Raw genomic sequence first — 10,997 nt, forward strand, 5'->3', positions numbered from 1 at the left:
ATCAATTGAAGAATTAGAATGTTTGTTAAATCATCTTTTAAATGAAGGAGGGTTAATTATAAAATGGGTACGAAAAATAAAAAACAAAGGCAATGCTGTTATCACAGTTTAAATGCGCAACAGCTTAGAGTTTAGTAGGGTGGGCAGTGCCTACTAATGCGATCGCCAGCTACTGTTATCTATCTTTGGCACTGCCCACCCTACATCAATATTCTATTGTGATTAATTCGGGCGGTGGGCAGTGCCTACTAATGCTATCCCCAGCTGCTCTTATCTATCTTTGGCACTGCCCACCCTACATCTTAATGGGGTTAGGTAGATTTTTTAGGGAGCTATTGCATACATTCAATAGTAAAGGCAAAGATTGCTCGGATTGATTCTGGAGTTAGTGTTGGATAGCTTTCCAATATCTGTAACTCTGTCCAACCAGCAGCAAACAAGCCTAAAATAAACTCAACGGATAAACGAGTGCCTTTAACCACTGGCTTACCTAATAAAATGTTGGGATTTGAATGAATGTATTCTCTCCAATTCATGATGATTACTTTTTTGATTAGATTTATGGTTAATCTAGTTTATAGCATTTATCCAAAAATCAGCTTAGGTGCGCTTGACCTTGGCGAATTAAATTCGCCACGGGTCGCACCTGTCGTAAAGGATTTCATTAAGCTCCTTAACTTGATTGCTAGCAATATCTGCTTCGGCTCTGGCAATAAGGGTGTCTAGCTTTCCTGATTTTAGGTCAGATTCTAGCTGCTGGTCCCACCTATTATCGCGCATCATCTAAATAATTTTGTAAGCGGGCTGCCAGCTCTCGAATCTCGCTGTTCGGTAATTGTCGAATAGCTGTTTCGATTTCATCGAGGGTTAACATAACTAGTCTGTAAATGATGATTGATACTATCCTATAGCATTTTTAGTTTAAATGTAAACATAGGATTGATCTAAAAAGGGAGCAGTAAGTAGGGAGGAGGTAGTAGGGAAAAGGGAACAGAAAATAGGTAACACGTAACAAAAAATATTACAATTAATTTACGATTGCTATAACCAAAAAAAACTAGCTATATACTACACAGATTTTAATATATAAACTGTCAATTTTTTTATTCATAAATAAATGTAAATAATTTGAATTACCCCTTGCATTTTTTAGAGGATTTATCTATACTATAGAAGGTGACGACTGAAACTAATAACCGCGCTGGTCATAACTGTTAACCACCACCAGCGCGGCTTTCCTCCCACCTAAATAGGAGTTACTTCTATGATGACAAAAATATCACGATTATCAATCCCGGCTTTTCTATCAGCTATCAGCTATCAGCTATCAGCTATCAGCTATTAGCTATCAGCCTTGGCCTTTGGCCACGCTACACGAACAGCTATCAGCTATCAGCTTATGCTTTATGTCACAGGCTAGATTTATGTCACAGGCTAGATTTATGTCACAGGCTAGATTTATGTCACAGGCTAGATTTATGTCACAGGCTAGAAGCCTGTGCCACGCTAGTGTTCGCGCAGCGTGCCCGTAGCGCAATCGGTGCTTTTGAATAAAATAAGCTGACGGCTGACTGCTGACTGCTGAATGCTTACATCACCACGACCTTTTTTTCCACTAATGTTGACTCAACGGTTAAGACAAATTTTGTGCCTTGGAACCTTAGTCAGTACCCTGTTTATGGCGAGTTGTACTGCTGATGGAGATAGCAATAATTCTTCTGTTTCCCCTAACTCCCCAATTACATCTGAAATGACATCTGATAACTTAAAGGAATCAAAACCACAACAAATCCAGGGAAAATTAATTTATGAAGCTATTCCTCCCGTCAGGTCAGTTAGAGCCTATCGGGGAGATCAGTTTTTTCTAATTACTAATCCCCAAAATCCCCGTCGGTTAGTACTGCGTCCTTCTAAAAACGTTTCCGATCAGCAATTACAATCCTTTGATAATCAACAGGTTGAGATCACAGCAGTATATAGTGACGGCACCCGTCCTTCACCAGAAGAAACTGCTTGTCCCCTAGATGTAGATGGGCAATGTCTGCCCCAAGGTGATGGCTATCAAGTGTTATCCATAGTAACTGTGGAAAAGTGAGATAGCGGTCAGCGGTCAGTGGTCAGCGGTCAGTGGTCAGCCGTTAGTCGTCAGCTTATATTATTCAAAAGCACCTCAAGTACCGTGGCACAGGCTTCGACGCTGTGTTCCATCAGCTGATGGCTGAATCCTGAAAGCTGAAAGCTGAAAGCTGAAAGCTGAAAGCTGAAAGCTGAAAGCTGAAAGCTGAAAGCTGAAAGCTGAATGCTGAATGCTTATGAGCAAATCCCTCTAAAGGATCAGGTCAGATATTGCTTTAACTAGAGAAAATAGAATATAATGGTTGTTTTATCAAAAACTGCCATAGTCTAGAACAGGAGTCTACTACCGGTGGTTATAGAAATCCCCAAAAGCACTTACGAAGCTAAAACTCAGGAAATTGCCAGAGAACTTCTAGCCGCAACTCGGGAGAAAGGTTCCTTTCTTGCCCAAATGCGAGACCAAATGCGGTGGGATGATAAGTTACTAGCCTGGGCAATGAGTAATCCAGGACTACGGGTGCAGCTATTTCGCTTCATCGATACCCTACCTGCACTGCGTAGCCAAACCGAAGTTGCTCGTCACTTTCAAGAATACTTAGGGGATGAGTCAGTAGAACTGCCTGCTGCCCTTAAGGGAATGCTCAATTTCACCAATCCCGACTCTATACCAGGACAACTGGCAGCCAAAACCATATCTGCTGCTGTAGCCACCCTAGCCCAAAAGTATATTGCTGGGGAAAATCTCAACCAGGCCCTGAAAACCATTAAACGCCTGCGAAACCAGAAGATGGCATTTACCCTAGATTTATTGGGGGAAGCAGTAATTACAGAATCAGAAGCTCAGTCTTATCTAGACCGCTATCTGGAACTGATCGAACAACTCACTGAGGCAGCCAAACAGTGGTCTACGGTAGAGGAAATTGACGTTGCTGATGGTAAATCCTTGCCATTAGTGCAAGTATCGGTTAAACTAACAGCATTCTACTCTCAATTTGATTCTCTTGATCCTCAGGGTAGCCAAAATCGGGTGTGCGATCGCATCCGTGAATTGCTCCGCCGTGCCAAAGAATTAGGAGCGGCGGTTCATTTTGATATGGAGCAGTATGAATACAAAGACATTACTTTCTCCATACTCAAAGACTTGCTGATGGAAGAAGAGTTTCGCCCACGCACCGATATCGGTGTTACCATGCAAGCCTATCTGCGAGACTCACAACAAGATTGTCAAGACCTGATTGCCTGGGCAAAACAGCGGGGTAATCCAGTAACCATACGCTTGGTCAAAGGAGCCTATTGGGACCAAGAGACGATAACAGCACTGCAAAACCATTGGCCCCAACCAGTATATAACCAGAAAGCCGCTACGGATGCCAATTTTGAGCGTATCACCAAGCTGCTGCTAGAAAACCACGAGTATGTCTATAGCGCTATCGGTTCCCATAACGTGCGCTCCCAAGCTTATGCGATCGCAATTGCTGAAAATCTCAATATCCCCCGCCGCTGCTTTGAGATGCAAGTCCTCTACGGTATGGGAGACCAACTCGCCAAAGCCTTAGTCAATCAGGGTCATCGGGTCAGGGTTTATGCACCCTATGGAGAACTACTACCAGGAATGGCTTACCTGATTCGGCGGCTATTGGAAAATACCGCAAATAGTTCCTTCCTACGACAAAGCTTAGAAGATAGACCCGTAGAGGAATTGATTGCACCACCAAAAGCGTTGCAGGTTGGCAGGTTGAAGGTTGAAAGTTCTGAAGGGTTGAAGGTTGGCAAGTTGAATAACGAACCGTTGCAGGTTGGCAAGTTGAAGGTTGAAAGTTCACAACCTGCTAACCTACCCTTCTCGAACGCCAAAGGCGAACAACCAACTAACCTTCAACCAACTAACCTTCAACCAACTAACCTTCAACCTTCCAACCTTCAACCTTCTAACCTTCAACCTCCTAACCTTCAACCCGATAACCTTCAACCTCCTAACCCATTCACCAATGCTGCAAATACAGACTATGCTCAGCTAGAAGCCAGAGAAAAAGCCAAACAAGCCTTACTTACCGTTCGCCAACAACTGGGTAAGACCTATTTACCCTTAATCAATGGGGAGTATCAGTCTACAACAGACACAGTAGATTCTGTTAATCCCTCTAACCCTAGGGTCGTGATCGGGAAAATTGGATTAATTTCTGTAGAACAAGCAGAATTAGCGATCGCAAAAGCTAAAGCAGTATTTCCCAGTTGGCGACGTACACCTGCAAGGGAACGTGCTGGTATTTTACGTAAAGCAGGAGACTTGATGGAACAACGCCGTGCTGAATTATCAGCATGGGTCTGTCTGGAAGTTGGGAAACCATTACGAGAAGCCGATGGAGAAGTCACCGAAGCGATTGACTTCTGTTATTATTACGCATCAGAGATGGAACGGCTCAGCGATGGATATAACTACGACATTGCTGGAGAAACCAATCGCTATGTCTATCAACCCCGAGGTATTGCTCTAGTAATTTCTCCCTGGAACTTCCCCATGGCTATTACTACAGGCATGACTGTAGCAGCCCTAGTGGCAGGAAATTGTACGCTACTCAAACCCGCAGCAAATTCCTCAGTGATTGCCGCAAAAATAGCTGAAATTTTAGTAGAAGCCGGGATACCCAAAGGAGTATTTCAATTTGTTCCAGGCAAAGGCTCAACCGTCGGTGCCCATATGGTCAAGCATCCCGATATCCATCTAATTGCCTTTACCGGTTCCCAAGAAGTCGGTTGTCGTATCTACGCCGATGCCGCCATCGTGCAACCAGGTCAAAAACATCTCAAGCGAGTCATTGCTGAGATGGGAGGTAAAAATGGAATTATCGTAGATGAAAGTGCTGACCTCGACCAAGCCGTAGCTGGAGTCGTCAAATCAGCATTTGGCTACAGTGGTCAAAAGTGTTCCGCTTGCTCCCGAGTAATTGTGTTGGAGCCAGTGTATCAGAGCTTCCTAAAACGGTTAGTTGAAGCAACGCGATCGCTTAACATTGGGCCAGCAGAAGCACCCAGTACCCAGGTCGGTCCAGTGATAGATGCTACTTCACGCGATCGCATTCGGGAGTACGTTGAAAAAGGACGTCAGGAAGCTAAGGTAGCATTAGAAATGCCAGCACCTGATACCGGATACTTTATTGGTCCAGTGATCTTTAACGATATCTCTCCCAACGCCACCATTGCCCAAGAAGAAATCTTTGGTCCAGTAGTAGCAGTAATGGCCGCAAAGAATTTCCAAGAAGCCCTTGATATTGCCAACAGTACCAACTATGCCCTCACCGGAGGCTTATATTCTCGCACTCCATCCCATATAGAACAAGCCTCAGCCGAGCTTGAGGTCGGTAATCTATATATCAACCGCAATATTACCGGTGCCATTGTCTCACGGCAACCGTTTGGTGGGTTCAAGATGTCTGGAGTAGGCTCAAGAGCAGGAGGTCCCGATTATCTAGTGCAATTCCTCGAACCCCGTACTATTACTGAAAATATCCAACGACAAGGCTTTGCACCCATTGAAGGAATGGAATAGTTTCTAGGTAAGCATTCAGCTATCAGCGTGTCGCGTATCAGCTTATGTGCGTCCCAGGGTCGAAGCCTGTGCCACAAAGCTGATAGACTTTTCTGGTGACTTTCAATTCTCATTAATCTATCAATATTAAATTCTCGCTTTTGAGGTTTATATTAAGCTGACCGCTGAGAGCTGACCGCTGAGAGCTATTCGCGTAGCGCATATGCTTACCTATGAACTTAGTAGGAAATCCCTCGATATTTCTTTTTAGACCGTTGTATAACAAACCCTTGAGCATCGGTCGGTAACTGGAGAAAAATAGCTTCCACTTCATAGCAAATCCCTCGATATTTCTTTTTAGACACCCGTTTAACAGATTGCTTAGTAATTTGCTGACAACTAGGATTCAGGTCGCCCTCAGCTTTTGGTGTATTGTTCTGGTCACTGACTGCTGTCTCAGAAACCACTTTCTCCTGATCGAGATTACCAGTAGGTACTTTTGGATTTTCGGGGGAATCAGATTCTGTCGAATTGTGCCAGTATCCGGGGTTTTGAGTTACTATCGAAGCTTCGGAAGCTGAAACATCATCTTCCGGGAGTGAATCAGGTAAAACTGGCGTAGGAAACTGGTTATGATTTCTGGATTCTTCACTATCAAGATGTCTAGGAGTTTCCGCTTCAGATCTAGCTGTTTTTAGTGATAAAACATCAGTGAATTTAGGTTGATCACTATTTATTGGTGAACTAAAAACTTTGTTGGCTAAACTTGCTTCTTTTTCCTCAATCCAAATTGTCAGATAATGGGGATGTTCTAAAACTAAATACAGAGGCCGAAATTCCTCACAGATTTCGCAACTACAACACTTTAAGGATTTTTTATAAGCATTTGGGGAAAGATCAAAACCTCTCTTGAATATTTTATTTTGGAAAATAATTGTAGATTCATCCAGCCACTGAATCTCTTGATTAATCTTTTCTTGATCAATTATTAACATTTGGGTAGTTTACCCCCTACTTGATCTATTTTTGGAAATAGCTGGTGAGATTGTGGCAATTTTGCTCTCAAAGTGTCAACGGAAGAATGTAGTCAATTGCGTCGCAGATTTGGCTACATCCTTGACCCAATATATTGAAAATTTATTTGATTAATCCTGGGATTTTGGGCATCGAGCTGGAGTCTTGCCCAGTCAATTAACGGTTTCACGCCTATGTGGGTAAAGACAAAGTATTTAGGATGGAGTAAATAATATCAACAACTATTATATCACAACTCAATTGATTTGTCAACCATAAAATGTAGCTACTTTGAGAATTAACCCAAGCTTCCTTGTCTCCGCTTCCAGAAATCGCTACATTTCTGTCTTGGTAATTGGGTATCTGATCATGATCTACTCTATTCAAATATAGCGTTGATCGCAGTTATGAGGTACACAATATTTTTTCCCGCTTCCGACTTCCCTCTTCTGACTTCCCTCTTCTGACTTACCTACTCCCGGGCAACCCAGGGCGTAAGTCCCTCACGGAAAGGAACCCCTCGATAGGTTTTTTTAGACCGTTTTTGATCCAATGCCTCAGAATTGGAAGCCTCAGAATTGGGAGATAACTCCGATTCCGGTAGCTGGCTCAAGACATCTTGCTCCTGGTAAGAAATTCCTCGATATTTCTTTTTAGACAGCCGTTGAAGAGATTGCTCCGTAATTTGCTGACACCTAGGATGCACATGGAATTCAGATTCCGGAATCTCTTGCTCCTGATTGAGATTACCAGTAGCTAATTTTGGAGTTGCTGGGGAATCAGATTCTGTCGGATTGTAACAGTATCCGGGGTTTTGAGTTACTATCGAAGCTTCGGAAGTTGAAATATCTTCCGGGAGTGAATCAGGTAAACCTGGCGTAGCCAACTGGTTATGATTTCTGGATTGTTTACCATCAAGATGTCTAGGAGTTTCCGCTTCAGATCTAGCTGCTTTTAGTGATAAATAATCAGTGGATAATGGTTGAGCACTATTTATTGGTGAACTAGAAACTTCGTCCGCTAAAGTTACCGGTTTTTGCTAAATCCAAATTGTCAGATAATTCGGATGTTCTACTAGCAAATAAAAATTCGGATATTTCTCAGAGAGTTCGCCACAGAAATGAAAGGATTTTTTTAAAAAACTTTGGGAAATATAAAAACATATAGTGAATAGTTTATTTTGGAAAATAATTGTAGATTTATCCAGCCACTCAATGGTTTGACTGGCTTCTTTTTGATCAATAATAAACATAACATTTTGAAATTCCTTTACTTGTCTTGATGCAGTCGCTCATGGTTTGGGTTCTGTGTGCGGAACACCGCGATTCTCGGAGACACTAGGTGAACGAACCTTGCTTGTAAGCCCCGTGGAAACCACGCCAGTTGCTCATGGTATAAACCCCCAAGACCGCACTGGCTCCCGAAGACTGCCCTGGATCGCTGCTCCCTCCTCCCTAATCCCTGCTCCCTAAAACTAAGGAGGAAAGTAACTCACCCGATGGAAAACTGCTATAGGGTTTCTAAAGGTGCGCTTGACCTTGGCGAATTTAATTCGCCACGGGTCGCACCTAAATGATTCGTGAACGCCAAACTAGATGAAATTAGTATTTCAATAGGGTACTTTGTTCACAAATCAAATGTAAAAGCTCTAGTTAATCATAAATCATGATTGCATTAATCAGAGGATTTTTAAGACAAATTACTGATAAATACGCGAATTATTTTAAAAATAATGATAGCAAGTATATATTAATACAATAAATCATTATTTTTAAAATTCCTATTCGGTAATTTTTAATTAAAAAATAACAAGTTTACGTAGAATTGCGGTAGTGATATTACCTTTAATATAAGTAGTCGTATGCAATTAATTTTGACTAGGTAAATTATAAAATAGTGACCGGAAAACCTTGAACAGCAATGAATTGAGTAATTTTCAAAAAGTTAATATAGTTAATATAATTTATGTCCAGGTACTTAGTCACTTACTCCTGAACACTAAATTCAATCCACTGATAGACTGGTTAATTGTGGAAACACGATCAGAAATTTCCGTAGAATTACGGTAGTCACTTAGCAAGCCTTTAATCGAGAAGACACCTTACCTATGAAAATCAAGCACTTCATCAATCTTTCCAAAGGACTTACCGCTCCAGTAGTGCTGGGATTAATGGTTGTCTACCAGAATTTCACCCTTGGGCCATGGGTTTACCTAGCCCTCCATGGTACCTATGGGGTGATGTGGCTACTCAAAGACCGTATCTATCCAGACAAGCAGTGGGAGGAAGAAATACCGATTGGCATGGGAATTCTTGGCTTCGGAATACTAATGCTCTACTGGGTTGCTCCCTTTATTCTGATCAGGAGTGGTTCTGAGCCTCCCTTACCCCTGGTCGCTGCTGCCATTTCCATGAATATCATGGGAGTCTTTCTACACTATGCCAGTGATGCCCAGAAATACTATACTCTCAAGTATCGTCCTGGATTAATCACAGAAGGATTCTTTGCTCGCTGTCGAAACACAAACTACTTGGGAGAAATCCTGATCTACTCTGCTTTTGCCATGCTAGCTCAGCACTGGCTACCCTTTTTGATTTTGGCAGGTTTTATGGCAGGTATATTTATTCCCAATATCCTCAAAAAAGATAAGTCTCTCTCCCGCTATCCAGAGTTTGCTGACTACAAGGCTAATTCTGGATTACTACTACCACAGCTATTTTTAGCTACTACTTCCAATCCAAAAGATCCAGATTTTGCCCAAAAAAACAGGTAGTCACAAATTATAGCATTTATCAATTCGGTGAAGTACAAAGCACTGGGTTGTAGGGAGTAGGGAGTAGGGAGTAGGGAGTAGGGAGTAGACGTTAGGAATTAAGTACAAAAACCATTAACCTTTATATCTACAATATTTCTATCTAAAATACTGGTGAATGGAATCCCAACCACCAATTTAATATATGACGAAACCATCTAAGCAGTATTTTTCCCTAAGATGGCGATTTTTAATTATCGTCCTTTTACTGCTAGGAATCTTCTTCCGCTGCTTCAATCTAAACCATAAAATATACTGGCACGATGAGGTTTATACCTCAATTCGGAGTTCTGGCTACACTGGATATGAAGTAATTAAGGAAGTTTTTGATGGTAGGGTGATTGGTGTTGAAGACTTACAAAAGTATCAGCATCCTAATCCTGAAAAAGATTTAGCCGATACTATTCATGCCTTAGCTAAAAACCCAGAACATCCACCCCTCTATTATTTAATGGCGCGGTTTTGGCGGCAGCTATTTGGTGCTGCTGTCAATAACCCTAGGGGTTTATCTGTTCTGTTTAGCCTGCTGGTTTTCCCAGCTATCTATTGGCTATGCTTAGAATTATTTGAATCCCCTTTAGTGGCATGGGTAGCTGTGGCACTTTTGGCGGTATCTCCCTTTCATGTACTCTACGCTCAAGAAGCAAGAGAATATAGTCTATGGACACTGACTATTATCCTATCTTGTGCGTCTCTGTTACAAGCTATCCGCAAAACTAAGGATAGTAAAAAAGTAACACACTACCTCTGGTCATGGGTAATCTATGCTGTCACCTTGTCCCTTAGTCTTTACACATTTCTCTTTTCTATATTTGTTGCCATTGGGCATGGAATTTATGTCTTTATTATAGAACGGTTTCGCTTTAATAAAACTATTTTTGCTTATTTCATAGCATCTGGTGCCGGGTTTCTAGCCTTTTCCCCTTGGTTAGTTGTGGTGGTTACTAACTTAGCTGTCATTCAGCATAAAACCCATTGGACAACTATTCAAGTCCCTTTATCATTGTTGGTAAAAATCTGGGGGATAAACCTTAGTTTTATCTTTTTTGATTTTGGAATACCACTGGAGCATCCATTTACCTATATAATTCCACCAATTTTAGGAAGTTTTGTGGGATATGCAATTTATTTTATCTGTCGTTATACTACCCAGCGAGTTTGGTTACTGGTTTTAACGTTAATCGTTATTACTGCATTAGGGTTAATCTTACCAGACTTAATTTGGGGAGGACGACGTTCAGTGAGTAGTCGGTATTTTCTACCTTGCTATATCGGAGTGCAGCTGGCTGTTGCTTATGTAATTAGTATGTATATAACTGGGTCTCTATCCAGGGCTAACTTAATAAAGGCTAATTTAAGAACACAGAAGGTCTGGAAAGGAATAATAGCTGTGCTGCTTACAGGGGGAGTTATCTCTTGTGCTATTATTTCCCAAACAGAAATCTGGTGGAACAAGCAAGTTGGGGGTAACAATCCTACTATCGCTAGGATTATTAATCAAACTGATCGACCTCTGGTAATTAGCAATGTTTCTTCAGTGAATCCTGGGGATGTGATTTCTCTTAGTTA

Annotated in this window: 8 protein-coding genes; 4 read left to right on the top strand and 4 right to left on the bottom strand. The window is 41.7% G+C overall.

The window, feature by feature from the left end; genetic code table 11:
* Positions 1 to 332: 332 nt before the first annotated feature.
* Together F6K37_RS21595 and F6K37_RS21600 are read right to left on the bottom strand one after the other, a co-directional pair.
* Positions 333 to 536, bottom strand: coding sequence for a DUF433 domain-containing protein (locus tag F6K37_RS21595; protein ID WP_071105475.1), 204 nt, complete (start codon positions 534 to 536; stop codon positions 333 to 335).
* Between the two features lie 88 nt (positions 537 to 624).
* Positions 625 to 783, bottom strand: a complete 159-nt coding sequence (locus F6K37_RS21600; RefSeq protein WP_202970651.1) for a hypothetical protein — start codon at positions 781 to 783, stop codon at positions 625 to 627.
* 802 nt (positions 784 to 1,585) lie between these two features.
* Here F6K37_RS21600 and F6K37_RS21605 point away from each other — a divergent pair.
* Both F6K37_RS21605 and pruA read left to right on the top strand, forming a co-directional pair.
* Entirely contained in the window at positions 1,586 to 2,095 is a 510-nt protein-coding gene (locus F6K37_RS21605; protein WP_287252059.1) for a hypothetical protein, read from the top strand.
* A 330-nt stretch (positions 2,096 to 2,425) separates the two neighbouring features.
* Positions 2,426 to 5,623 (top strand): L-glutamate gamma-semialdehyde dehydrogenase, encoded by a 3,198-nt coding sequence (gene pruA / locus F6K37_RS21610; protein WP_287252061.1) that lies wholly within the window; start codon positions 2,426 to 2,428, stop codon positions 5,621 to 5,623.
* 218 nt (positions 5,624 to 5,841) lie between these two features.
* Here pruA and F6K37_RS21615 read toward each other — a convergent pair whose 3' ends face one another.
* Together F6K37_RS21615 and F6K37_RS21620 are read right to left on the bottom strand one after the other, a co-directional pair.
* Complete coding sequence (locus tag F6K37_RS21615; RefSeq protein ID WP_008180543.1) at positions 5,842 to 6,597, bottom strand: hypothetical protein; 756 nt, start codon at positions 6,595 to 6,597, stop codon at positions 5,842 to 5,844.
* Between the two features lie 491 nt (positions 6,598 to 7,088).
* A complete protein-coding gene (locus F6K37_RS21620; protein ID WP_287252063.1) occupies positions 7,089 to 7,502 on the bottom strand; it encodes a hypothetical protein in 414 nt (137 codons plus the stop codon).
* A 1,221-nt stretch (positions 7,503 to 8,723) separates the two neighbouring features.
* On the opposite strand from F6K37_RS21620, the gene F6K37_RS21625 reads away from it, so the two are divergent.
* Entirely contained in the window at positions 8,724 to 9,389 is a 666-nt protein-coding gene (locus tag F6K37_RS21625) for a methyltransferase family protein (RefSeq protein WP_008180535.1), read from the top strand.
* A gap of 184 nt (positions 9,390 to 9,573) precedes the next feature.
* Positions 9,574 to 10,997, top strand: a 1,424-nt coding sequence (locus F6K37_RS21630) for a glycosyltransferase family 39 protein (protein WP_287252066.1), incomplete at its 3' end; no start/stop codon positions are given.

Source organism: Moorena sp. SIO4E2 (assembly GCF_010671945.1).
GTDB lineage: Bacteria > Cyanobacteriota > Cyanobacteriia > Cyanobacteriales > Coleofasciculaceae > Moorena > Moorena producens.

Bases quoted from the DNA above. Each gene is read 5' to 3' on its own strand.
- F6K37_RS21625 (WP_008180535.1), top strand. From the start codon at position 8,724: ATGAAAATCAAGCACTTCATCAATCTTTCCAAAGGACTTACCGCTCCA.
- F6K37_RS21600 (WP_202970651.1), bottom strand. From the start codon at position 783: ATGATGCGCGATAATAGGTGGGACCAGCAGCTAGAATCTGACCTAAAA.
- F6K37_RS21615 (WP_008180543.1), bottom strand. From the start codon at position 6,597: ATGTTAATAATTGATCAAGAAAAGATTAATCAAGAGATTCAGTGGCTG.
- F6K37_RS21605 (WP_287252059.1), top strand. From the start codon at position 1,586: ATGCTTACATCACCACGACCTTTTTTTCCACTAATGTTGACTCAACGG.
- F6K37_RS21595 (WP_071105475.1), bottom strand. From the start codon at position 536: ATGAATTGGAGAGAATACATTCATTCAAATCCCAACATTTTATTAGGT.